This is a genomic window from Maritimibacter sp. UBA3975, assembly GCF_002384975.1.
GTDB lineage: Bacteria > Pseudomonadota > Alphaproteobacteria > Rhodobacterales > Rhodobacteraceae > Maritimibacter.
Genome location: NZ_DGCP01000017.1, coordinates 582,142 through 604,246 on the forward strand (window position 1 = coordinate 582,142; position 22,105 = coordinate 604,246).

Below are 22,105 nucleotides of genomic sequence, written 5' to 3' on the forward strand. Positions count from 1 at the left end.
TCAAACTGGCGCGGTTTCCGGCTTGGTTCCGGTGCGAAACGACGCTCTTGCGCGTCACGTCCCGGCCACCCGTTTCTCGTTCCGCCGCCGTATACGCCAAAGTGCGAACCCTGTCATCACCACCCAGGTCACGGCCATGAGAAACCATGTCATCGCGTATTCCAGATGGTCGTTCGGGATGCCTTCGGTCGTGACCGGGAGGGGTAAGACGTCGGGGTCCGTCTGGCTGCGCGCGATGACGAGCACGGGGTCGGTGCCGAGCGCCCCGGCGATCTTGTCCACGTCGCGGGCGTACCACCAGTTGCCGTCCGGATCGTCGTCCGGGGTGAAGCTGTCACGCTCCTCGGGCCAATGCAGATTCCCCTCCACCTCCATCGGCCCGGTCGTACGCGCGGCGGTCTTCATTTCGGTCGGCACGAACCCCCGGTCGACGAGGATGCGGCGGCCCGTTTCGGTCGTAAACGGCGCGATGATGCGAAAGCCCGCGCCGAAGTCCCGCGAGGAGACGAGGACGTGGATTTCATCGTCCCCCATCGTGCCGGTGACGGCCACGGGTCGATAGCGGTCCGTTTCGGGATCGGGGTCTGAGGGCAGCGGCCCCGCCTCTCCGGCGATCTGCGCTTCGATCTCGTCCAGCACGCCCTGTTTCCACTCGAGCCGCTGGAGTTGCCAGACACCAAGCGACACGAAGGACGCGAGGCCGGCGATCAGCAGGATGGCGGTGATGACCTGTTTCAGCATGGGTTTCCCTTAGCACCGGCGTTCGGGGGCCTCCAGAGCGTGTTGTCTGGCGGTGGGAGACACCCCCGAACGTGAAACGGGCGAGGTCACCCCCGCCCGTCCGAATTCGATCTGTCGCTGTTGTCAGCCGCCCCAGATGTAGACGGCGCAGAACAGGAAGAGCCAGACGACGTCCACGAAGTGCCAGTACCACGCGGCGGCCTCGAAGCCGACGTGATGGTCCTGCGTGAAGTGGCCCGCGTAGATGCGCATCAGGCAGACAAAGAGGAAGATCGTCCCGATGATGACGTGGAAGCCGTGGAAACCCGTCGCCATGAAGAAGGTCGCGCCATAGATGTTGCCCGACAGGCCGAAGGCGGCGTGGCTGTATTCGTAGGCCTGGAAGAAGGTGAAGAGGATGCCCAGCAGGATCGCGAGGATCAGGCCGGTCTTCACGTCCTTGCGGTTGTTCTCATGCACGAGGGCGTGGTGCGCCCAGGTCGCCGCCGCGCCGGACAGGAGCAGGATCAGCGTGTTGATGAGCGGCAGGTGCCAGGGGTCGAACGTCTCGATCCCTGCCGGCGGCCAGACGCCATCAACGGCCGGGCTTTCGGGGCCCATCGGGTACATGGCGTGCTTGAAGAAGTTCCAGAACCACACCACGAAGAACATGATCTCGGACATGATGAACAGGATGAAGCCGTACTTCAGCCCGATACGCACGACCGGTGTGTGATCGCCCGTCTGGCCCTCTTCGACCACGTCGGACCACCAGGTGAACATGGTGTAGAGCACGACGAGAAGGCCGGCGAGGAAGATCCACGGGCCGCTGTCATGCATCCATTTCACCGCCCCGAAGAGCATGACGAAAGCGCCGACCGCCGCGAGGAGCGGGTTAATCGACGGAGGCAGGATGTGGTAGTCGTGGTTCTTGGCGTGGGCCATCTTTTGCGTCCCTGGGTTAGTTCTGATCCGCCTGTCCCGATACATCCGCGTCCAGCGCGGCGTATTCCTCGGGCAGATCTGTTTCGTGGAAGGTATACGAGAGCGTGATGACCTTGGCAAACTTGGCGTCACGGTCCTGGGTAATTTCGGGATCGACGTAGAAAGTGACGGGCATCATCACCGTTTCGCCGGGTTCGAGCACCTGCAGTTCGAAGCAGAAGCAATCGATCTTGGTGAAGTAGCCGCCAGCCGAATAGGGGGCGACATTGTAGCTCGCCGTGCCCGCGATCGGGCGGTCGGAGGTGTTCGTCGCCTCATAGAAGGCAAGCCCCGTCTCCCCGAGTTTCACTTCCATCTGGCGCTGCGCCGGCTTGAACTCCCACGGGAAGTCGCGCTCGACGGAGCCGTCGAAACGGACCTTGATCGTCTTGTCCAGCACCACGTCCGATCCCGCGTCCGCGGCGGCGGTCGTTCCGCCGAAGCCGGTCACGCGGCAGAACCAGTCGTAGAACGGCACCGCCGCCCACGCCATGCCACCCATGAACACGACGACGCCCACCAGCATCAGGGCTGATTTGGTTGTCGACCGTTCGCTCATTTCGCCGCCTTGTCCTGAGCCTGCGCCCAGGGCGCGCCCAGATCGTCATTGGGGTCCGTGCCGACCTTGGCAATGGTGAGGCCGTATACGATGCCGACAAAGGCCACGAGCACAATACCCAGGCCGATATTGCGGGACAGCCGGCGTCCGTGAATTTCGTGCGTTGCGCGAATCTGGGTCATGACCAGCCTCCCAGCCCGAAGGGCGTCAGCGATGTCTCCACCAACAGCATCCCGAAATGGACGAAGAGGTAGAGCAGCGAAAACTTGAAGAACTTGCGCTCGACGAGGTGGCTGTCCGCTTCGCTGTCGGCATCGGTCCGGCGCCAGATGTCGATCGCACCCTTGATGAACCAAAGGTTCATGACGACCGCCACGGCCATGTAGGCGGGCCCGCCGATGGAGGTCAGACCCAGGCCGATCGCCACGGCGGCGAGCGCGAAGGTGTAGACGAGGATATGGTTGCGCGTGACCCGGCGACCGTGGGTGACGGTCAGCATCGGCACGTCGGCATCCTTGTAGTCGCTTTTCACGAAGAGCGCGAGCGACCAGAAGTGCGGCGGCGTCCACGCGAAAGTCAGAGCGAACATCAGGATCGACTCGAGCGCGATATCGCCGGTGACGGCGGCCCATCCGATCATCGGGGGGAAGGCACCTGCGGCCCCGCCGATGACGATGTTCTGCGGCGTCCAACGCTTGAGCCACATCGTGTAGATCACGACGTAGAAGAAGATCGTGAAGGCCAGAAGCGCGCCGGCGACCCAGTTGGTCGCGAGGAACAGCATGATGACCGAGAAGCCGGTGAGCGCGATGCCGAGGCCCAGCGCCTCGCCCGGCTCGATCTTGCCAGCGGGAATGGGGCGCTTCACCGTGCGGCGCATCTTGGCGTCGATATCCGCGTCCCACCACATGTTGAGCGCGCCGGAGGCACCGCCGCCCACGGCAATGAACAGGATCGCGCAGAGCCCGACGAAGGGATTGATCGCGCCGGGCGCGACGAGCAGGCCGACGAAGGCCGTGAACACGACGAGCGACATCACGCGCGGCTTCAGAAGGGCGAAGTAGTCGCCGAAGCCTGCGTCGCGGTCCTGATCAAGAATGGTCGTGTCGCTCATGTTTCATCACCTCGGAGGCCAGAGCCCCTTGGGGTCGGATTACGCGGGGCCGCGTTGCGGCGGCCCCCCGGTCCGTTCACTCGGCCGAAGCCACCTGCACCTTGGCCGGGATGCCCGCGTATTCCGCGCGCGCCTCTTCCAGCCAGGCGTCGTACGCCTCCTGGCTCACGGCCTTGACCGTGATCGGCATGAAGGCGTGGTCCTTGCCGCAAAGCTCCGAACACTGGCCGAAGTAGATGCCTTCCATCCCCTCGTCGACGGTGAACCAAAGCTCGGCAAGGCGACCCGGCACCGCGTCCTGTTTCACGCCGAAGGCAGGCACGGTCCAAGCGTGGATCACGTCCGCGCCGGTCACCTGCACGACGATCTTCTTGCCGGTCGGAACCACAACGGCGGTATCGGTAGCGAGGCGATAGAGATCATCGTCGTAACCATATTCGCCCAGCTCGTCGCGACCCAACATGAAGCTGTCGAACCCGAACTCTTCGTCAACGTATTCGTAGCCCCAGTACCACTGGTAGCCAGTCGCCTTGATGACCACGTCGCCTTCCGGGATTTCCTGCTGCTTGAACAGAACCGGGAGCGACTGAGCGCCGATGAAGACGAGAATGACGATCGGGATCAGCGTCCATGCGATCTCAACACCCGTGTTGTGGGTAAAGGTCCCGGGCGTCTTGTTGGCCGCGCGGTTGTAGCGAAGGATCACCCAGATGATCAGCGCCGCGACGAAGACCGAAATGGCGATGATGATGTAGAGAAGCATGGTGTCGAGGCTGAACGTGGCCCGCGCGATGTCGGTGGCAGCCGGCTGAAACCCGGTGCCGCGGGCGGTCGGCGCGCCGATCACTTCGAGCTCTTGGGACACGTCCTGAGCCCAGGCCGCTGCGCCCGAGAAAGTTGCCGCCAGAAGGGCCAGAGGCCGCAGGGTCTTCGTCATTCTTTGCTTCCCTATCATCCTGTCTCGACGCGGGGTTCGCGCCACACATCCGTATTCACCACACCGTGCGTGGGAATCCCGTTGTCTCCCGGGCGTCTAAAACCATATTAGGGGGCTAGGAACAAGATAAATCCTGCTACATTCAGCCGCACACATGCTTCATCTCGCATGCTTTTGATGCAGATCATAGCAGGCAGAAAAGGACATCATGACCGACCAATCCCCCTTCCGCCCGTTCGACAACCAGCTCGACCAGGAGCGCGCACTCAAGAGCCTGCGCGCAGCCACGGACGGCGCCGACGACGGGGAGCTTTTCCTCGAACGACGCCGGTCAGAAGCGCTCGTCTTCGACGACGGGCGGCTGCGCAATGCAAGCTATGATGCCTCGGAAGGCTTTGGTCTCAGGGCTGTACGCGGCGAGACGGCGGGATACGCCCATTCCACCGACATCTCGGAAGCCTCGCTCATCCGCGCCTGCGAGACCGCGCGCCTCGCGGTGGCCGAAGGCGGCGGGACGCTGGCCGCAACGCCGGCGCGCACCAATCACAAGTTATATACGGACAACGATCCGATGACCGACGCCGAGTTCCCGGTGAAGGTCGAAACCCTGCGCGAAATTGACGCATACGCCCGTGGCCGCGACAAACGTGTGGTTCAGGTGTCCGCCACGATTGCGGCGAGTCTGCAGGAAGTCCACATCCTGCGCCCGGACGGCACCCTCGTCTCGGACACCCGGCCCATGACCCGCGTGAACGTCTCGGTCATCGTCGAGAAGGACGGGCGGCGCGAGAGCGGCAGCCACGGCGGCGGCGGTCGCGCAAGCCTCACGCCGCTGATCGAGGCGGATCACTGGAAGGCCAGCGTGGACGAGGCTCTGCGCATCGCGCTCGTCAACCTCGAGGCCGAGGCGGCGCCGGCGGGCCAGATGGATGTGGTGCTCGGAAACGGCTGGCCCGGCATCCTGCTGCATGAGGCGGTCGGGCACGGGCTCGAGGGCGACTTCAACCGCAAGGGGTCGAGCGCCTTCTCGGGCCTCGTCGGCCAGCAGGTCGCAGCCAAGGGCGTCACCGTCGTGGACGACGGGACCATCGCGGACCGGCGCGGCTCGCTCACCATTGATGACGAGGGCACGCCCTCCTCGCGCACGGTGCTGATCGAGGACGGGGTGCTCGTCGGCTACATGCAGGACCGCCAGAACGCGCGCCTCATGGGGGTCGAGGCGACGGGCAACGGACGGCGCGAGAGCTACGCCCATGCGCCGATGCCGCGCATGACCAACACGATCATGGAGGGCGGCGACGCCACACCCGGCGAAATCGTGGCCGACCTCAAGGACGGGATCTACGCCGTCGGCTTCGGCGGCGGACAGGTCGACATAACGAACGGCAAATTCGTCTTTTCCTGCACCGAGGCCTACCGTGTGAAGAACGGCAAGATCGGTGCGCCGGTGAAGGGCGCGACACTGATCGGCGACGGACCCAAGGCGATGAAGCAGGTCCGCGCGGTCGGCAACGACATGGCGCTCGACCCCGGTATCGGTAACTGCGGCAAGGCCGGCCAGTGGGTGCCGGTTGGCGTCGGCCAACCGACCTTGATGATCGGCGGGCTGACCGTGGGCGGAAGTCAGTCGTAAGACCACGGCGCGCGGCAAAGCCCGCGCGCCGACTGGCGGACAAACGCCCCATAAGCTTCGCCGCTGCATGGGTTATTCCGTTGGTAACGGCCCGTTAACCATTTGAGTCGCATGGTAAACGGGCAAGAGACGGAATCAGGTAGCCCCGTGGATTTATTCCCTTCCAACCACCCCCTCACCCCACCCCAAAGCACGGAAGATCGGGTGGCCTGGCTCCGCCTCTTGCGCTCACGCCGCGTGGGCGTGACCACATTCTTCCGCCTCATGGGCGAACACGGATCGGCAGAAGCCGCGCTTGAGGTGCTGCCGGATGTGGCCAAGGCTGCGGGCGTGACTGAGTATCAGGTCTGCCCCCTTCCCATCGTCGAGAAAGAGCTCGACTGGGCCCAGAAATGCGGCGCGCGGATGCTGTGTTTCGGGGCGCCGGACTATCCCGCAATGCTCACGGACATTCCGGATCCCCCACCGATTCTTTGGGCTATCGGAGACATCGGCCTGCTCGCCCGGCCGTCGGTCGGACTGGTCGGCGCGCGCAATGCCTCGTCACTCGGCACCCGTATGGCGCGCAAACTCGCCGCTGACTTGGGGGAGGCCGGGATGGTCGTGACCTCCGGACTGGCACGCGGCGTGGACACGGCAGCCCATGCGGCCGCGCTCGCGACCGGGACCATCGCCGTCATGGCCGGCGGTGTCGACGTCATCTACCCGTCAGAGAATGCCGTCCTGGGCGAGGAAATCGGACGAGACGGGCTGCGCCTGTCGGAAGCGCCCATGTCACTCACCCCGCAAGCCCGGCATTTCCCGCGCCGCAACCGCATCATCTCGGGCCTGTCGCGGGCCGTGGTGGTGGTGGAAGCGGCCGCAAAGTCCGGCTCTCTTATCACCGCCGAAATGGCGCTCGAACAGGGGCGCGAGGTGTTCGCGGTCCCCGGCCACCCCTTCGATGCGCGGGCCAGCGGGTGTAACCGGTTGATCCGAGACGGGGCCACGCTCCTTCGCGGCGCACGGGACATGCTCGACGCGCTGGATGCCGAAGCTGTCGCCGCCCCCCGCGCCGAGCCGGACATTCCGGCCGAAGTGGTATGCGAACCCTTCGTGGGCGCGCCTCCGGTGGACATCCCCCCTGCCCCGCCCGAGACCCGCACGCTTTCGGAAACGGCGGCACTGCATCAGCAGATCCTCGACCGGCTCGGACCCAGCCCGGTGTCCGAAGACCAGCTTGTGCGCGACCTCGCGCTGCCCACCGGCACGGTTGCTTCCGAGCTTACCGATCTCGAACTCGAGGGGCAGATTCAACGGGCGCCGGGCGGCATGATTTCGCGCCGCGCCTGACCCGTTGGGCTGAAGCGCCCGACAAGGCGTGATCCGGCGTGCCATTGACAACCCCTGCGACCGCGACCCATCTAACCCCCCCAGACGCCCCTTATCCGAGTCGCGAGGAAATCGATGCCAGTCGTCGTCGTTGAGAGCCCTGCCAAGGCCAAGACAATCAACAAGTATCTGGGAAAGGACTACACGGTTCTCGCCTCCTACGGGCATGTGCGTGACCTGCCCCCGAAAGACGGCTCGGTCGATACCGAGCACGATTTCGAGATGAAATGGGAGGTCGGCGCGGATAGCCGCAAACACGTCAAGGCGATCGCCGACGCGCTCAAGGACGACAACACCCTGATCCTCGCGACCGACCCCGACCGCGAGGGTGAGGCGATTTCGTGGCACCTTGAAGAGACGCTGCGCAAGCGCAAGGCGATCAAGAAGGACACGGCCGTCAGCCGTGTCGTCTTCAACGCGATCACCAAGAGCGCCGTGACCGAAGCGATGCAGAACCCGCGCGACGTGGACGGCGACCTTGTAGAAGCCTACCTCGCCCGGCGCGCACTCGACTATCTCGTGGGCTTCAACCTGTCGCCGGTTCTCTGGCGCAAGCTTCCGGGCGCGCGCTCGGCAGGCCGGGTTCAATCGGTCTGCCTCCGGCTCATCGTCGAGCGGGAAATGGAGATCGAGGCGTTCAAGGCGCGCGAATACTGGAGCGTGAAGGCCCTGCTCACCTCGCCGCGTGGCCAGTCGTTCGAGGCGCGTTTGGTGAACTACGCCGGCAAGAAGCTCGACCGTTACGACCTTGAGAATGAAGAGGCTGCCGCTCTGGCGGTCGCCGCCGTCGAGAAACGCGACCTCGCGGTTACCTCGGTTGAGGCCAAGCCGGGCAGCCGCAACCCTTCGGCCCCCTTCATGACTTCGACTTTGCAGCAGGAAGCCAGCCGCAAGTTCGGCTTCGGCGCGCGCCAGACGATGTCGACCGCCCAGCGTCTCTATGAAGCGGGCTACATCACCTACATGCGGACCGACGGGATCGACATGGCGCCCGAGGCGATGACCGCCGCGCGCGAGGAAATCGCCTCCCGCTACGGCGCCGAATATGTGCCGAAAGAGCCGCGGGTCTACAAGAACAAGGCGAAGAACGCGCAGGAAGCGCACGAATGTATCCGCCCCACGGACATGAGCGTCGATGCGGGCCAGTTGCCGAAACTGGAGCCGGATCAGCGCAAGCTTTACGACCTGATCTGGAAGCGCACGCTCGCCTGCCAGATGGAGGGCGCGAAGCTCGAGCGCACGACGGTCGAGGTCGGATCGCAGGACGGTCAGGTCGGTCTGCGGGCCACCGGGCAGGTCGTGCTCTTCGACGGCTTCCTCAAGGTCTACGAGGAAGGGCGCGACGACGACGTGCTTGAGGATGACGACGACGGCCGCCTGCCGCAGCTCTCGCAGGGCGATGCAACGGCCAAGGAAAACGTCACGCCTGAACAGCATTTCACCCAGCCCCCGCCGCGCTACACCGAGGCGACGCTGGTCAAGAAGATGGAGGAGCTCGGGATCGGGCGCCCCTCCACCTATGCCTCGATCGTCACGACGATTCAGGACCGGGAATACGTTCGCAAGGACAAGAACCGGCTCTTTCCCGAGGACAAGGGGCGGATCGTCACGATCTTCCTGCTCAACTTCTTCCGCCGCTACGTGGGCTACGAATTCACCGCTCAGCTCGAAGAAGAGCTGGACGAGGTTTCGGCGGGCAACCAGGACTACAAGAAGCTGCTCGCCCAGTTCTGGCGCGACTTCTCGGCCGCCATCGCCGAGACGAGCGAACTGCGCATCTCGGAAGTACTCGACAAACTCGACGCGGCGCTGGCCCCGCAGCTCTATCCGCCGCGCGAGGACGGGTCGGACCCGCGCAAATGCCCGCTGTGCGGCAATGGCGATCTGCATCTGAAGACCTCGCGCTCAGGCGGTTTCATCGGCTGCTCCAACTACCCGGAATGTCGCTATACCCGCCCCATCGGCGGCGGCGAGGAAACGCAGGGCGACCGGGTGCTGGGCGAAGACGAGAACGGCGAGGAAATCAGCCTGCGTTCGGGCCGTTTCGGCCCCTATGTTCAGCGCGGCGAAGTGACCGAGGACAACAAGAAACCCGACCGGGCAAGCCTGCCCAAAGGCTGGTCGACGGACGACATGGACCTTGAAAAGGCGCTCACGCTTCTCAGCCTGCCGCGTCTTGTCGGCACCCATCCCGAGGGCGGCGAGATCAAGTCGAACTTCGGTCGTTATGGCCCCTATGTGATGCACCAGCTTCCCGACGCGCCCAAACCGACCTATGCCAACCTCAAGGACCCGGACGACGTGTTCGAGATCGGCATGAACCGGGCGGTCGAGCTCCTGGCCGAGAAACGCGCCAATCCTGGGCGCGGGCGGGCCGGCGCGGCCAAGGCGCTCAAGGAGCTTGGCGAGCATCCCGAAGAGGGCGGGCCGGTCAACGTAATGGACGGGCGCTATGGGCCGTACGTTAAATGGGCCAAGGTCAACGCGACCTTGCCCAAGGACACCAAGCCCGAAGACGTGACGATGGAAATGGCCGTCGAGCTTATCGCCGAAAAGGCCACCAAGAAGGGCAAGGGCCGCAAGAAAAAGGCCTGAGACTAGTCCGCGGGACCGATGGTGAGCTCAACCGGCGCGAGCCCGTCAATGGTGCCCGACAACCGGTCCCCCGGCCCCACCGCGCCGACCCCGGCGGGGGTTCCCGTCAGGATCACGTCACCCGGCGCGAGATGGTAGAAGCGCGACAGGTGCGTCACGATGTCGGTGCAGGAATGGATCAGGAGCGACAGGGTCGCATCCTGCCGGGTCTCACCGTTCACGGCGAGCGAGATGCGCTGCGGTCCGATCTCACCCACATCACTTGCCGGGGTGAGCGGGCCCACGACCACGCTGCCCTCGAAATCCTTGCTCAGATCCCACGGACGCCGTTTGTCCTTCGCCGTGTCCTGCAGGTCGCGCCGGGTCATGTCGAGCGCCGCGCCGTAGGCGTGGATCGCGCCCACTGCTTCCTCTTTCGATGCGTGATGGACCGGACTTCCGATGGTGAAGAAAAGCTCCATCTCGTGGTGCAGGTTCTCGGTGCCCGGCGGATACGGCAGCGTCGCACCACTGTGTATCAGGTGCGCGGGCGACTTCGTGAAGTAGAAAGGCGCCTCGCGGTCGACCACGTTCCCCATCTCCGTCGCGTGCGCTTCATAGTTGCGGCCCACACAGAAAACGCGGCGCACCGGGTAACGAGCCGTTTCGCCGCGCACCACTATGCTCGGGGTTTCGGGCAGGTCGAACAAGAGGTCTGTCATGGCGCTCTCCTTTGCAAGCCGTGCAGCCGCACTGCGTGACTTCATGCGGATGATACGCATACTTGTCAAATCCACGGCCCACCGGCTAGCCTGTGCCCATGACCGACGCCCGCCCGGATTTCCTCGACATGCCCGGACACCTCATTCGCCGGATGAACCAGGTCTCCACGGCCTTGTTTCGCGAGAGGATGGCCGAGATCGGGCTCGACCTCACGCCCGTGCAATTCGCCACGCTTGAAGCGCTGGCCGAGATGCCCGGGATCGATCAGGCGCGGCTGGCGGCGACGATTGCCTATGACAAGGTGACGATCGGCGGGGTGGTCGACCGGCTTGTGGCCAAGCTGATGATCGACCGCCGTCCTTCGCTGACCGACCGGCGGGCCAAGGCACTCAGGCTTACGCAGAATGGCGTCGTACTGCTCGACCGCGCCCGCCCGCAGGTCCGCATCCTTCAGAACGAAATCCTGCATGGCCTGTCCTATGACGAGCAGCGTCTGCTCATTGCCCTGATGCGCAAGTCCGCGAACAGCCGGGATGCGGCCAATCCGGCGGGCTGAGACTTTCGCGTCGATCCGGGCGCGTGTAGACAGGCGCGAGCCTGCCGGGAGCCGTAGATGAAGGCCACGATCTACACGGCGCATCACGCCCCCGCGCCCGTGGTTACGAGCGCGTCGATCACGCCCATCCATGCGGGTCGGGCGCTGGCCGACGCCCCCCTGCCGGGCATGATCGGTGACGACACCGGCGAGACCCTGTCACCCCACAACGGCGCGTATTCAGAGCTCACGACGCTTTACTGGGTGTGGAAGAACGATACGACCTCGACCCATATCGGACTGATGCACTACCGCCGGTTTCTGGATTTTGCGGGCGACCACCGCTCGCCCGCCGCCGAAGTCTGGCCGGACGCCCTGCGGCTCGAGGATTATGCCCAACAGACCGATGACTGGCTGGCCGCGCATCCGGGCGTGGACCTCGTGCTCCCCGTCGCGCATCGGATGCCGATGACGGTGGCCGAAAATTACCGAGACCAGCACGACCCCCGCGACCTCGCCTTTGTCGAGGCCCGCATCGCCGACGTGTCGCCCGGATACCTGGAGGATTTCCGCGCGGTGCTGGACGGCCGCGAGCTTCTCTTGGCAAACATGGTGTACGCGCGACGCGACATCATCGACGCCTATTGCAGTTGGGCCTTCAACCTGCTGGAAGCGCTGCGCGCGGCCGACATCCCGCGCCCCCACGTCAGCCCCTATAACGCGCGTTACCTCGGCTTCGTCTCGGAGCGGCTGTTCACGGTGTTTGTCCGCAAGTACTTGCGCGACAATCCTGAGACTGTCGTGCGGCGGGTCAACATCCTGAACCTGTCACGCAGCCTGGTTATCCCCTACGCGCGTGGCGACCGTTTCAATGGGGAGACCGAGGTGAACGTGGCCTTCACCTCCGACAGGGCCTATCTGCCGCAGACCGCTGCTATGGTCGCCTCGCTCGCCCGGCATACGGACCCCGAGCGGCACTATAACCTGTTCTACCTGCATGAAAACATCGGGCCTCGTGACCTGGATCTGCTGGCTTCCGTCCTCGTCGCCTACCCGGAAATCTCGCTCCACCCGATCAACGTCGCACAGCCGTTCGCGGGAGAATACCGGGCGCGCCACCATGCGCCGTCCAACGCGACCTACAACCGTTTCCTGCTGTTCGACCTGCTGCCGGAGGTGAGGCGGCTGGTTTATCTCGACGTCGATCTCGTCCTGTGCGGCGACGTCGCAGAGCTCTTCGATACCGAGATGGGGAACGCGCCGATCGCCGCCGTGACGGACGCGCTGATGACCCGCGTGCTGGCAACGCGCGTCCGCACCCGAGACCCGGCGGTGCCGGACCTGTACGACTATCTGTCGGGTGACCTCGGCCTGGCGGACGACGAGATCGCGCGGTATTTCAACGCGGGTGTTCTGATCCTGAACTTTGCGGCGATGGACGTGGCAGCGGTCGGCGCGGACCTGCGGAGGCGGGTCACGGGAAACCGATACTTCTTTCGCGACCAGGACATTCTGAACGTCGTGTTCAAGGATGAAGCCCTCACCCTCCCCCCGCGCTACAACGTGCATAATTCCGACCGTGGGGCCTATGACAACGTACCGGTGCCGATCCGGAATGCCGCGCTCGCGGCCAAGGCTGACCCCTTCATCGTCCATTTCGCCGCCGCGCATCAGAAACCGTGGCGGGAACCGGACGTGGAATTCGCGGGGCTGTTCTGGCGCGCGCTGGCCGAAACGCCGTTCTGGTTCGAAGTCCTCGAGTCGACGCGCCGATACCGCAGCCTCCCGTCCCGCCTGTTGCGTGCTGACACTTGGAAACACGGCGTGGTCGTCGCCGGGCGCTCGCTCGGGCGGCGGTTTCCGGCACTGATGCCACTCCTCCTGCGCCTTTACCGCTGGGCGCTCGGCCGCTTTCGCTGGCTCAACTGATGCGGGTCTACCTTCATATCGGTCATTACAAGACCGGGACCACGGCGTTTCAGGCCTACTGCGCCGCCAATGCAAAAGGCCTCGCGCGGCGTGGCCTGCATTATGTCGAGGCGGGACGGCTGCCCGTGGCGCCGACGAACCACGCGGGGCTTTCGGTCCCGCTCGCGCAGACCCATGGGTTTGTCGCGCCGTCCTGGTATCGGGGCGGCCCGGACGCTGACGTGGCATATGCGCGGCTTCAAAATGAACTTTCAAGCGCTCCGGCGCGCAGAGCTTTGATCTCCAGTGAGGAATTTGTGCAGCTTGCACTGTGCAACGACCCGCAGGCGGCGTTGGCAGACCTCGCCAGTCGGCTCGCCCCGCATCGCGTGACCACGATATTCACGGTGCGTGAGCCGCTGTCGCTCCTGACCTCGTGGTACGCACAAGTCTGCCGCGCGCCGCGCCCACGTCCGACGTTCCTGAGCTTTTTCGCCGGTCTGAACCCGGATTTCCTCGCACAAGCCCCTATTGCATCGCGGTTCGCGGCGGCGTTTGGCCCCAGCTCGCTACGGGTAATCGGCTATGGCGGCCCCACGCGCGCGCAGGTGCACCGGCTGCTCTGGGCAACGCGGACGATACCCTATAGCCGCGCGGACATCCCACTGGCGAACGTGACGCCCGGCCCGGCGGAGCTTGAGGTCGCGCGCTATGCGAAACGCCGCGCAGGCGGGGATGACGGTGTCACTGTATCGGTGGTTTCACTGGCCGACCTCGACGCTCGGATCGCGGCGATCAACGCGGGATACGCCCGACTTGCGCGACTTCTGCGGGGCGCTCCCGCCAGTGCCCTCTCTCTGCGCTCGGTCGTGTCGCATTACTGCGACCTCCTGCGCCCGGCATCCCAACGGATCGCGCTGGACCTGGCTGAGGGTGAGGCGCTCGCCGGCCTGGCAGAGGCGGCAGCAGATTCGTCGGTGTCGGACGCGCTCCGCGGTGCCGCCGCGCTCGTGCGCGCTTCGCAAATCCACGAACGGCTGCATCCATGATCGGGCGGCTTGGAGACCGGTTCCGCGCCATGATCGGACGCCCCGCGCCGGATCTGCTTACGAAATTCCGGCGCCGGTTTCCGCGGCTCGAGGGCACCGTCTTCATCCTCACCTACGGCCGATCCGGGTCCACCCTCCTTCAGGCGCTCCTCAACAGCGCGCCGGGCGTCCATATCGCGGGCGAGAGCTTTGACGCATTCGGCGCGCTGGTGACGGCGAGCGAGCGCGCGACGCGTGCGCACATGACCTGGGGGCAAGACCCGCGCGGGCCGGACCATCCCTGGCACGGAGCCGACATGATCGACGAATGGGCGCTGGAGGCGGCGCTTGGCCTCGCCTTTGCAGCCCATGTCATCCGTCCCCCCCACGACGTCCGCTGGTTGGGGTTCAAGGAAATCCGCCTTCAGCCGTGGGAGGACAGGTTCGACACCTACATCGACACGCTGCGCCGCAGCTTTCCCAACGCGATGATCCTGTTCAATTCCCGGGCGGCGGCGGATGTCGCGGCCTCGAAATGGTGGGCCGAGCACCCACCCGGCGATGTGGCCCGGATGGTCGCACGGCTGGATGCGCGCTTTGCCGACTATACAGCCAGCCACCCGGATCACGCAGTTCATCTTCACCACGACACGACGGTGACGGACCCGTCTTCCCTGCGCCCGGTTTTTGAGGCGATGAACCTGCCATTCGACGTTGCGGCCCTGCGCGCCGTGTTGTCCAATCGGCTGGACCACTGATCCGCACAGGAGGGGCATTTGTCCGACCCCGACCGGCCCATCCCGCTGCTCGTCTTCTCCGATCTCGACGGGACCCTGCTCGATCATGCCAGTTACGACTGGTCGCCCGCACGCCCTGCCATGAGGCGGTTGCTGGCGATTGGGGGCGGCTGCGTCCTCGCCACCTCCAAGACCGCCGCCGAGGTGATCCCGCTGCGCGCGGCGATGGGGCTGGAGGCCTGGCCCGCCATTGTCGAGAACGGCGCTGGCGTGATCGCGCCGGGCGCGAAGGCGCAGGGGGCCGGTGATGACTATCTGCGCCTTCGGGACGCGCTGGATGCCCTGCCCGACGCCTTGCGCGCGTCCTTCACCGGTTTCGGCGATCTGGACGCACAGGGCGTGGCGGAGGTGACCGGCCTGTCCTTCGATGCCGCCACACAGGCCAAGCGGCGCCTTTTTTCGGAACCCGGGACATGGTCGGGCAGCGACGCGGACCGGGAGGAGTTCATTGGAGCACTTGCCCGCGCGGGCGTTCAGGCCCGGATGGGGGGCCGTTTCCTTACCCTGTCGTTCGGGCGCACCAAGGCCGACGCGATGGCTGAGGTCACAAACAGGCTTGCACCCCTGCGCACGATGGCGCTCGGCGACGCGCCCAACGACGCCGAAATGATCGCGTCCGCGGATATCGGCGTCATCATCCCGAACCCGCACGGGTCGGCGCTCCCCGATTTGCCGGGCGAGACAGAGGGTCGCATCCGGCGCGCGCCGCATCCCGGCCCCGAAGGCTGGAACATTACGGTGGGCCAAGTTATTGACGAATTGGACCTTTCGCAGAACGGGGCGCGGCATGGCTGACTTTCACCAGAACGGCAATATCACGACGCTCCACAACCTGCGTTCGCGCGGGGTCGAGGAGCTGAATTACGAGCTGGCGGCCTTCGCCCAGACCCGTAAGATCAGCCTCATCCTGCCTTCACTCTACTCGGAGCTCGAAGGGCCAGCGCTGAGCCACATCATCGACGAGCTCTCCAAGGTCCCGTACCTGCACCGGATCGTTATCGGGCTGGACCGCGCGGAGGAAAGCCAGTTCCGCAAAGCGCGGGAGTTTTTTGCACGGCTGCCCCAGAACCACATCGTCATCTGGAACGACAGCCCTCGGATGCAGGAAATGCAGGCGCGGCTGGAGAACCTCGGCCTCGCACCGCAAGAGCCGGGCAAGGGCAAAAATGTCTGGTCCTGCATCGGCTATCTCATCGGATGTGCCGACAGCGCGGTCATGGCGATCCATGACTGCGATATCCTGACCTACGACAACGAGATGCTCGCGCGGCTGGTTTATCCGGTCGCGAACCCGACTTTCCCCTACCAGGTTGCCAAGGGATATTACCCCCGGATCGGGGACGGCAAGCTCAACGGTCGCGTCACCCGCCTCTTGGTGTCGCCACTTCTCATCGCCCTCAAGAAGGTAATCGGGGACCGCGATTACATCGACTACCTGCGCTCGTTCCGCTATCCGCTCTCGGGTGAATTCGCGATGCGCACGGCGATTCTGCCCGACCTGCGCATCCCGTCGGACTGGGGGCTGGAAATCGGCGTCTTGTCCGAGGCATGGCGAAACCTCGCGCCGAAATCGGTCTGCCAGGTCGAAATCGCGGATGCCTATGACCACAAGCATCAGGACCTGTCGGCCGAGGATGCTTCGACCGGGCTAAGCCGCATGTCCACTGACATCTGCAAGGCGATCTTCCGCAAGCTCGCCGCAGACGGAACCGTGTTTACGCCCAACGTCTTCCGCACGCTCAAGGCGACGTATTACCGCCAGGCGCTCGACCTGCTCGACGGCTATTACAACGACGCCAAGATGAACGGCCTGTTGATCGACCGGCATGGCGAGGAGAAGTCGATCGAGCTTTTTGCCGAGAACATCATCCGCGCCGGGAACATCTTTCTCGACAACCCGCACGAGACACCGTTCATCCCGACGTGGAACCGGGTCCACGCCGCCGACCCGCATTTCCTGAAGGATTTGCAGATCGCCGCGCGCGAGGATCAGGCAGAGTTCGTCTGACTAGCGCCGGAAGGGCAGCGTCGGCTGTCTGAGCATGGCGCGCGTGACGAACGGCAGATAATACCGTGCGATCCGCAACGCCACATGCGGCGTCCGCAGGGCGCGGTACAGCCAGCGCATGTTCAGCCGCACGATCGGATCTGGGTAATAGGGATGTCGTGCCGTCTGGTGGACAAACGCGCCGCAGGTCACGATAGCCGCCGGTTTCGCGAGCCACGCTTTCGCCTGAAGCGCCAGTTGCTCCTGCCACGGGCTCCCGACCGACAACAGAACCACGTCCGGCTCGGCACGCGCGAGTTCGTCGAGCACCTGCCGCCCGGCGATGTCATAGCCGGAGCGCGCCAACACGATGTCGAGGCCCGGGTGTCGATCCTCGAGACACCGGGCGACACCTGCGGCTTCCTGCGCCGTACCGCCAACAAGGGCGAGGCGCAGGCCGGCCGCCGCGATCCGGTCAATTGCCCGCAAACCGACTGCCGAATAATCGAAAGACAGGCTTTCGCAGGGCCTGCCTGCCACCCGCGCAGCCAACCGCGCCATCACCCCGCCGTCGGCCACCACGAAGTCGTCGGCCCCCACCGGGAATTGACCGGCGCGCTGGAGAGCCAGTGTGTACGGGTTCAGATACCAGGCGACTTCCGACATCTTCCGCGGTCTCACAAGCCAGTCGTGCAGGTCATCTTCGGTGGCGATCAGGCGTGAATGCCCTGAAACGGTGGTTGCGCTGTATAGCATTATTCAAACCTTCGACGCGCGCAGACCGGTTGTATCGGCGTCAGAACGCGCCAGATCGCGACATTCTACCGATATCTCCAGACCAAGCGCCTCCTGCCAGACTGGCCAAAGCGCCTCGTCCCAAACCCCGGTAAGATCATAGCGGCCTCGCGCAAGCCGCGTAAAGGCACGAGTGAGTGTGTCTGGGGACGGGTCGATTTCAGTGACGGGCCCTATGCGACGCACGAAGTCCGCGCGGCCGGTGTGAAAGCCATTCGCAAGGATCGGGCACCCGGCAAGGGCGGCCTCAACCATGATCGTGGGAAAGCCCTCGTAGTCGGACCAGACGACCAGCGCATCGGCCGAGGCGAGTGCGGGTTGCGGGTCCGCGCCCGGGGGCGCGAGCGTGACCCCCTCCGGCACCGGCTGGTCCGCCGGATATCCGAAGGCCGTGAGTTGGACGCGGTGTCCTTGCGCGCGCGCGTCCCCGATGGCCACACAGATCAGATCGAACCGCTTTTGCCTTCCGGGTCGCCCGACGTGGACAAGGTGGCCCATCTCCGCCGACGCACGGATCGCGACCGAGGCCGGGAGGTTCGCCGCGACGGGTGATAGTGCTGACCGGATTGCTCGTCGCCGCACGAAGGGCAATCCGGAAATGTCTCGGGCCAGCTCGTCACAGACGCAGATCACGGGGCCGATGTGGCTCATCGCTTCGATGAAGGCCCGGTCCAGGCCTCGCCGCGCCACGCCGCCGACGACCGGAACGTGACGCCAATAGACAAGACGCGCGGTCAGCGCGCGCGGCCCAATCTCGAGCAGATCGCGCTTGCGGGAAACGACGAGACGACGTCCCCGCAGCTTCAACGCCTCCACCGGCAGGGCGCGGGCACCATAAACCTCGCCACCGCCGCGACAGACGAGTTCCGCTGCGACACCGTGACGGCGCAGGAAATCACGCAGGCGCAGAGAGACGCGCTCGATGCCTCCTGCCGCCTCCCAGCGGCAATAGATCAGGATCGGATCGTCGGCGCTCATGGCGCAGTTTCCGACGCACCGTGCGCCGGCGCAAGCCCCGGCTGGCCTTGACCGGGCGGTTCGGCTAAACCCCGCAATCGAAACCGGGCGCGGCCCGGCCCCGAAGGAGTGCCCATGGCCGTCCGGCTTACCTCGCTCACCGATCTCGACGCGCTCGGTTTCGACGACATCATCGACGCGCGCTCGCCCGCCGAATACGCCGAGGATCGGGTGCCGGGGGCAATGAGCTTGCCGGTGCTGGACAATGACGAGCGCGCACGGGTTGGCACGATCTATGTGCAGCAGGACCCGTTCACGGCCCGCAAGATCGGCGCGGCGCTGGTCGCGCGCAATGCCGCGGCCCATATCGAGGGGCCGCTGGCGGGGCGCGACGGCGGATGGAAACCGCTGGTCTATTGCTGGCGCGGCGGGCAACGCTCCAATTCCTTCGCGTCGATCCTGAGCCAGATCGGCTGGCGCGCGGATGTGCTTGAGGGGGGCTACCGCACCTACCGCCGGCTGGTCGTGGATATGCTCCACCGGGATGCCCTGCCCCACCGGCTTATGTTGATCGACGGCGGGACAGGGTCGGCGAAGACGCGGCTTCTGCATCACATCGGAGACTCGGGCGGTCAGGTGCTCGACCTCGAAGGGCACGCCTCGCACAGGGGGTCGCTCTTCGGCTTGGTGGGCGGCGCGCAACCGAGCCAGAAGGCGTTCGAGTCGGGCATCGCCATGACGCTCGCAAGGCTCGACCCGTCTCGGCCCGTGTTCGTGGAAGCCGAGAGCAGCAAGGTGGGCGAGGTGCTCGTCCCACCGTCGCTATGGAAAGCGATGCTCGCAGCACCCTATGTCGAAATATCGGCCCCGCTCACCGCCCGCGCGCGCCATTCCGTCGCCACCTACCCGGATATCGTTGACGACCCGGAACGGCTCGCTGCCACCCTCGACCAGCTCGTATGCTACCATGGGCGCGAGGTCATTGGCGGATGGAAGGAGCTCGCGGCGGCTGGCGACTGGACAGCGCTGGCGGAGGCCCTGATCGGCACGCATTACGACCCGCGATACAAACGGATTCGGCGGGAGGCCGAGCCTGAACAGGTCTTGAATCTCGACGATCTGTCGGACGCGTCCCTGTCCGCGACCGCGCGCGACCTCGTGAATACCTACGGCTGACCGTTCAGGCGACAGACAGACCCGCGCCTTCAACGATCCGCCGGATCACGACGCCGGGTTCACCCGTCGCAGCAATGGCCGCGAGGCATCCAGCGACATCATCCGGCGACACGACCGCGAGAAAGCCCCCGGCGGTTTGCGGATCATGCAGCAGCGCCATAAGGTCATTGTCCCCCATTCCCGCGACCGGCGCGGCGGCGACGTTCGCGGCATGGATCGTCGAGCGCACGCCCTGCGCCGCAAGCGCCCGCGCGCCCGGATAGGTCGGAACGGCGGAAAGGTCGATCTCCGCCCCGACGCCCGACGCCTTGCAGATGGCGGCAAGGTGGCCTGCGAGGCCGAAGCCGGTCACATCCGTCATGGCATGGGCGCCGGCCAGTGCGGCGGCGGCTGCGCCCTGCGGTCGGGCCATGGTGGCGAGGACTTCGGCCACGTCGCGGCCGTCCGCCTTGCCCTGCATCTCACCCGCAAGAAGCGTGCCGGTTCCGATGGGCCGGGTGAGGATCACGGCGTCGCCCGGTTTTGCGCCTGCGACCGAAATGGGATCTCGGGGGGCCAGCCCGGTGAGGGTGAAGCCCAGCACCATTTCGGCCCCCATCGTGCTGTGACCACCGACGATCTGCGCACCGGCAGCGGTGATGACATCCTCGGCCGCTGCCATGATCTCGGCGATCACGCGGGCCTGTAGCGGCTCGGACTGGCGCGGCAAGGTGATCGAGACGAGTGCGGCCTGCGGCTCCGCCCCCATCGCCCAGATGTCGCCAAGCGCGTGAACAGCAGCGATCCGGGCAAACAGGGCCGGGTCTTCCGTGAACGCGCGCAGATGGTCGGTGGTCAGAACCTGCCGCACCCCGCCGATATCGAGAACGGCGGCGTCGTCTCCGGGCCCAGACAGGACATCCTTGCGCCCGGGGCCTGCCTGCATCCGCGCCAGCGCGGCGGCAAGCACGTCCGGCCCGACCTTGGACCCGCAGCCGGCACACAACATCTGCGCGTCCGTCCCAAGCTCCGCACGCACGCCATCTGCGACCTGCGCCGGCAATCCCGGTGCGGTCATGTCGGGCAGGTGGCGGAAACGGTCCATGAATTTCTGATCGATCCGGTTCTTCCATTGCCAAAGGAGCGGACCGGCCGCCGCAAGCGACCACTTGGAGGCGAGCGCAGATTTGCCGCCGAGCGAGACCAGCTTGAGAAAGTCCTTCTGCGGGCGGAACGACCGCATCGGGCCGCCCGACAACGCCGCTTTGAGGTTCGCGGCGAGAACCGGCGCGGCGCGCACGGCGAAGACCCCGGCTTTCGGGCGCGGCGTTTCGGTGAGGTGTGCACAGTCGCCGACGGCGAAAAGCTCCGGGTGCCCCTCCACCTGAAGCGTGGGGCCGACGCGGAGGAAGCCCTCGGACGTGGTCGGCAGCGCTGTGTCCGCCAGCCAGGAATGGGCGAAAGCGCCTGCCGCGCCAACGGTTAGTGCCGCCGGAATGGTCCTGCCATCGACGAGGATGACGTGATCCGGCGCGACCTGTGCCACCCCGCTACCCGTCAGCACCTCGACACCATGATCGGCGAGCGCCGTTCGGACGCTGGACAGCGCACGGGGCGTGAAGCCGGTCAAATCCGGGCCCGCCTCGATGAGCGTCACCCGCGGCGATGCGCCCGCCTCGGTGAGCCTATGGGACATGGCGAGCGAAAGCTCCGTTCCGGCCACGCCTCCACCGATCACGGCAACCTCGGGCCGCGCGCCGCCATCAACAACCTCGGCAACAAAGCGCTCCCATGCCGAGGCGTACCGATCCAGCGGCTTGGCCCCGATCCCGTGGTCTGCGAACCCTTCGATCCCCGGCATTTCGGCGTGGATGCCGATATCGACCGAGGCCACATCATACCCAATGTCTCCCCGCCCCGCGACGTGCACGGTCCGAGCCTGCGCATCCAGCCCGTCCACCGCGCCGAGGATCAGCCGGGCCCCGGCGAACCGCGCGAGCCGAACGAGGTCGATGTCGAGGTCTGTCCGGCTGTAATGCCCGGCAATATGCCCGGGAAGCATCCCCGAATACGGCGCAGTCGGACCGGGGTTGATGAGCGTCAGGCGCACACCCGGTAGGGGTGCCATGCCCCACTTCCGCAGCGCGAGCGCATGAGCGTGGCCGCCGCCGATCAGCACAAGGTCTCGGGTCAGGGGAATCTGGGGCTGCATGGGCACTCCTTTGCACCTCATTTACCCGAGCGAACCGGCCTTGCCCATGCGACTAGTCGACTTGATCTGTCGCATGGATGGCTCCTGCGGCCGCGCGTATTATCGGGAAAAGGAGG

20 protein-coding genes are annotated in these 22,105 nt (G+C 65.6%); 10 read left to right on the plus strand and 10 right to left on the minus strand.

The features are described from left to right. Positions 1 to 54: 54 nt before the first annotated feature. The 6 genes from B2585_RS19475 to coxB form a co-directional block, all read right to left on the minus strand. The gene (locus B2585_RS19475) at positions 55 to 741 is read right to left on the minus strand and encodes an SURF1 family protein (protein WP_292025600.1); all 687 of its coding nucleotides are present in this window, start codon (positions 739 to 741) and stop codon (positions 55 to 57) included. A 123-nt stretch (positions 742 to 864) separates the two neighbouring features. Beyond that, the gene (locus tag B2585_RS19480; protein WP_292025601.1) at positions 865 to 1,665 is read right to left on the minus strand and encodes a cytochrome c oxidase subunit 3; all 801 of its coding nucleotides are present in this window, start codon (positions 1,663 to 1,665) and stop codon (positions 865 to 867) included. Between the two features lie 16 nt (positions 1,666 to 1,681). After that, on the minus strand, positions 1,682 to 2,263 hold the full coding sequence (locus tag B2585_RS19485) for a cytochrome c oxidase assembly protein (RefSeq protein ID WP_292025602.1): 582 nt from the start codon (positions 2,261 to 2,263) through the stop codon (positions 1,682 to 1,684). Further along, positions 2,260 to 2,445 (minus strand): hypothetical protein, encoded by a 186-nt coding sequence (locus B2585_RS19490; RefSeq protein WP_292025603.1) that lies wholly within the window; start codon positions 2,443 to 2,445, stop codon positions 2,260 to 2,262. The genes B2585_RS19485 and B2585_RS19490 overlap by 4 nt, the downstream gene beginning before the upstream one ends. Then, positions 2,442 to 3,377 carry a heme o synthase gene (cyoE, locus tag B2585_RS19495; RefSeq protein WP_292025604.1) on the minus strand — a complete coding sequence of 312 codons (936 nt, stop codon included), beginning with the start codon at positions 3,375 to 3,377 and terminating at the stop codon, positions 2,442 to 2,444. Before cyoE ends, B2585_RS19490 begins: the two co-directional genes overlap by 4 nt. A 76-nt stretch (positions 3,378 to 3,453) precedes the next feature. Beyond that, positions 3,454 to 4,314: a cytochrome c oxidase subunit II gene (gene coxB / locus B2585_RS19500; protein ID WP_292025605.1), complete on the minus strand. Its 861-nt coding sequence runs from the start codon at positions 4,312 to 4,314 to the stop codon at positions 3,454 to 3,456. Between the two features lie 208 nt (positions 4,315 to 4,522). On the opposite strand from coxB, the gene tldD reads away from it, so the two are divergent. From tldD to topA, 3 genes are all read left to right on the plus strand, one after another. Next, positions 4,523 to 5,947 carry a metalloprotease TldD gene (gene tldD, locus B2585_RS19505; RefSeq protein WP_292025606.1) on the plus strand — a complete coding sequence of 475 codons (1,425 nt, stop codon included), beginning with the start codon at positions 4,523 to 4,525 and terminating at the stop codon, positions 5,945 to 5,947. A 204-nt stretch (positions 5,948 to 6,151) separates the two neighbouring features. Further along, positions 6,152 to 7,279: a DNA-processing protein DprA gene (gene dprA / locus B2585_RS19510; protein ID WP_292025607.1), complete on the plus strand. Its 1,128-nt coding sequence runs from the start codon at positions 6,152 to 6,154 to the stop codon at positions 7,277 to 7,279. Between the two features lie 114 nt (positions 7,280 to 7,393). Continuing rightward, entirely contained in the window at positions 7,394 to 9,913 is a 2,520-nt protein-coding gene (topA, locus tag B2585_RS19515; protein ID WP_292025608.1) for a type I DNA topoisomerase, read from the plus strand. Positions 9,914 to 9,915: 2 nt separating this feature from the next. Here topA and B2585_RS19520 read toward each other — a convergent pair whose 3' ends face one another. Further along, positions 9,916 to 10,614 (minus strand): fumarylacetoacetate hydrolase family protein, encoded by a 699-nt coding sequence (locus tag B2585_RS19520; protein WP_292025609.1) that lies wholly within the window; start codon positions 10,612 to 10,614, stop codon positions 9,916 to 9,918. 98 nt (positions 10,615 to 10,712) lie between these two features. Here B2585_RS19520 and B2585_RS19525 point away from each other — a divergent pair, with 98 nt between their 5' ends. From B2585_RS19525 to B2585_RS19550, 6 genes are read left to right on the plus strand one after another with little or no spacing between them, the layout of a single operon-like run. Then, complete coding sequence (locus B2585_RS19525; RefSeq protein ID WP_292025610.1) at positions 10,713 to 11,171, plus strand: MarR family winged helix-turn-helix transcriptional regulator; 459 nt, start codon at positions 10,713 to 10,715, stop codon at positions 11,169 to 11,171. 57 nt (positions 11,172 to 11,228) lie between these two features. Next, complete coding sequence (locus tag B2585_RS19530) at positions 11,229 to 13,079, plus strand: DUF4422 domain-containing protein (RefSeq protein WP_292025611.1); 1,851 nt, start codon at positions 11,229 to 11,231, stop codon at positions 13,077 to 13,079. Beyond that, on the plus strand, positions 13,079 to 14,107 hold the full coding sequence (locus B2585_RS19535) for a hypothetical protein (protein ID WP_292025612.1): 1,029 nt from the start codon (positions 13,079 to 13,081) through the stop codon (positions 14,105 to 14,107). Before B2585_RS19530 ends, B2585_RS19535 begins: the two co-directional genes overlap by 1 nt. After that, a complete protein-coding gene (locus B2585_RS19540) occupies positions 14,104 to 14,844 on the plus strand; it encodes a sulfotransferase (RefSeq protein WP_292025613.1) in 741 nt (246 codons plus the stop codon). Before B2585_RS19535 ends, B2585_RS19540 begins: the two co-directional genes overlap by 4 nt. An 18-nt stretch (positions 14,845 to 14,862) precedes the next feature. After that, a complete protein-coding gene (locus B2585_RS19545) occupies positions 14,863 to 15,678 on the plus strand; it encodes an HAD-IIB family hydrolase (protein ID WP_292025614.1) in 816 nt (271 codons plus the stop codon). Beyond that, complete coding sequence (locus B2585_RS19550) at positions 15,671 to 16,891, plus strand: glycosyl transferase (protein ID WP_292025615.1); 1,221 nt, start codon at positions 15,671 to 15,673, stop codon at positions 16,889 to 16,891. The genes B2585_RS19545 and B2585_RS19550 overlap by 8 nt, the downstream gene beginning before the upstream one ends. Here B2585_RS19550 and B2585_RS19555 read toward each other — a convergent pair whose 3' ends face one another. Then, positions 16,892 to 17,536: a WecB/TagA/CpsF family glycosyltransferase gene (locus B2585_RS19555; RefSeq protein WP_292025616.1), complete on the minus strand. Its 645-nt coding sequence runs from the start codon at positions 17,534 to 17,536 to the stop codon at positions 16,892 to 16,894. It lies immediately after the preceding gene. A gap of 93 nt (positions 17,537 to 17,629) precedes the next feature. Beyond that, positions 17,630 to 18,643, minus strand: coding sequence for a glycosyltransferase (locus B2585_RS19560; protein WP_292025617.1), 1,014 nt, complete (start codon positions 18,641 to 18,643; stop codon positions 17,630 to 17,632). A 114-nt stretch (positions 18,644 to 18,757) separates the two neighbouring features. On the opposite strand from B2585_RS19560, the gene mnmH reads away from it, so the two are divergent. Further along, positions 18,758 to 19,798: a tRNA 2-selenouridine(34) synthase MnmH gene (gene mnmH, locus B2585_RS19565; RefSeq protein WP_292025618.1), complete on the plus strand. Its 1,041-nt coding sequence runs from the start codon at positions 18,758 to 18,760 to the stop codon at positions 19,796 to 19,798. A gap of 4 nt (positions 19,799 to 19,802) precedes the next feature. On the opposite strand, the gene selD is transcribed toward mnmH, so the two are convergent. Beyond that, positions 19,803 to 21,989 (minus strand): selenide, water dikinase SelD, encoded by a 2,187-nt coding sequence (selD, locus tag B2585_RS19570; RefSeq protein ID WP_292025619.1) that lies wholly within the window; start codon positions 21,987 to 21,989, stop codon positions 19,803 to 19,805. Positions 21,990 to 22,105 lie beyond the last annotated feature (116 nt).

What these genes read in the sequence shown, in the direction of transcription:
- B2585_RS19520 (WP_292025609.1), bottom strand. Translation starts at nt 10,614, where the DNA reads ATGACAGACCTCTTGTTCGACCTGCCCGAAACCCCGAGCATAGTGGTG.
- B2585_RS19555 (WP_292025616.1), bottom strand. Translation starts at nt 17,536, where the DNA reads ATGTCGGAAGTCGCCTGGTATCTGAACCCGTACACACTGGCTCTCCAG.
- B2585_RS19560 (WP_292025617.1), bottom strand. Translation starts at nt 18,643, where the DNA reads ATGAGCGCCGACGATCCGATCCTGATCTATTGCCGCTGGGAGGCGGCA.
- B2585_RS19550 (WP_292025615.1), top strand. Translation starts at nt 15,671, where the DNA reads ATGGCTGACTTTCACCAGAACGGCAATATCACGACGCTCCACAACCTG.
- selD (WP_292025619.1), bottom strand. Translation starts at nt 21,989, where the DNA reads ATGCAGCCCCAGATTCCCCTGACCCGAGACCTTGTGCTGATCGGCGGC.
- B2585_RS19540 (WP_292025613.1), top strand. Translation starts at nt 14,104, where the DNA reads ATGATCGGGCGGCTTGGAGACCGGTTCCGCGCCATGATCGGACGCCCC.
- B2585_RS19490 (WP_292025603.1), bottom strand. Translation starts at nt 2,445, where the DNA reads ATGACCCAGATTCGCGCAACGCACGAAATTCACGGACGCCGGCTGTCC.
- B2585_RS19525 (WP_292025610.1), top strand. Translation starts at nt 10,713, where the DNA reads ATGACCGACGCCCGCCCGGATTTCCTCGACATGCCCGGACACCTCATT.
- B2585_RS19485 (WP_292025602.1), bottom strand. Translation starts at nt 2,263, where the DNA reads ATGAGCGAACGGTCGACAACCAAATCAGCCCTGATGCTGGTGGGCGTC.
- B2585_RS19530 (WP_292025611.1), top strand. Translation starts at nt 11,229, where the DNA reads ATGAAGGCCACGATCTACACGGCGCATCACGCCCCCGCGCCCGTGGTT.
- B2585_RS19480 (WP_292025601.1), bottom strand. Translation starts at nt 1,665, where the DNA reads ATGGCCCACGCCAAGAACCACGACTACCACATCCTGCCTCCGTCGATT.
- topA (WP_292025608.1), top strand. Translation starts at nt 7,394, where the DNA reads ATGCCAGTCGTCGTCGTTGAGAGCCCTGCCAAGGCCAAGACAATCAAC.
- tldD (WP_292025606.1), top strand. Translation starts at nt 4,523, where the DNA reads ATGACCGACCAATCCCCCTTCCGCCCGTTCGACAACCAGCTCGACCAG.
- B2585_RS19535 (WP_292025612.1), top strand. Translation starts at nt 13,079, where the DNA reads ATGCGGGTCTACCTTCATATCGGTCATTACAAGACCGGGACCACGGCG.
- mnmH (WP_292025618.1), top strand. Translation starts at nt 18,758, where the DNA reads ATGGCCGTCCGGCTTACCTCGCTCACCGATCTCGACGCGCTCGGTTTC.
- B2585_RS19475 (WP_292025600.1), bottom strand. Translation starts at nt 741, where the DNA reads ATGCTGAAACAGGTCATCACCGCCATCCTGCTGATCGCCGGCCTCGCG.
- coxB (WP_292025605.1), bottom strand. Translation starts at nt 4,314, where the DNA reads ATGACGAAGACCCTGCGGCCTCTGGCCCTTCTGGCGGCAACTTTCTCG.
- cyoE (WP_292025604.1), bottom strand. Translation starts at nt 3,377, where the DNA reads ATGAGCGACACGACCATTCTTGATCAGGACCGCGACGCAGGCTTCGGC.